Raw genomic sequence first — 408 nt, 5'->3', positions numbered from 1 at the left:
GGGTCGTTACAGGACGAAGCGGCCCAGCTCGTTGGCTGGAAACGTGCGAAACCGTTTGAACCCGCCCTGTACTGCGTTGGCGAGAGAAGCGATGTCCTCGATGTCGTCCGCGTCAACCTTCTGGGAGTCTTCCTCCGTCAACAGAACGCCGACGGTCACGGAAACCGCGCTGATCGCCACGGGAACCGCGAGGACGTGACGCCCTGTCAGCCCGTTCGAGGCAACAACGTCCACGGCATAGAGGCTGAACTGGTAGTCGCGCTCCGCCACTAGCCGCCTGTGCTCCCCCAAGCTGTATCGAGGTTCCTTGCCCGGAGACCGTCGGTAGTGAGAGCTGTATCGCGCCATGGTTCATGTCCGCTTCGACAATGCGTATGAGAGCCTGCTATGCCTTGAACGGGTGGAAAG

Annotated in this window: 1 protein-coding gene; it reads right to left on the bottom strand. The window is 61.0% G+C overall.

Annotated elements, in window-relative coordinates:
* Positions 1–6: 6 nt before the first annotated feature.
* Entirely contained in the window at positions 7–291 is a 285-nt protein-coding gene (locus NDN16_RS20840; protein WP_251115327.1) for a hypothetical protein, read from the bottom strand.
* Between the last annotated feature and the right edge of the window lie 117 nt (positions 292–408).

It is taken from the genome of Aureimonas altamirensis, from assembly GCF_023702225.1.
GTDB lineage: Bacteria > Pseudomonadota > Alphaproteobacteria > Rhizobiales > Rhizobiaceae > Aureimonas > Aureimonas altamirensis_B.
The sequence above is the reverse complement of the archived record's forward strand: the minus strand, read 5'-3'. Positions and strand labels throughout refer to the sequence as shown.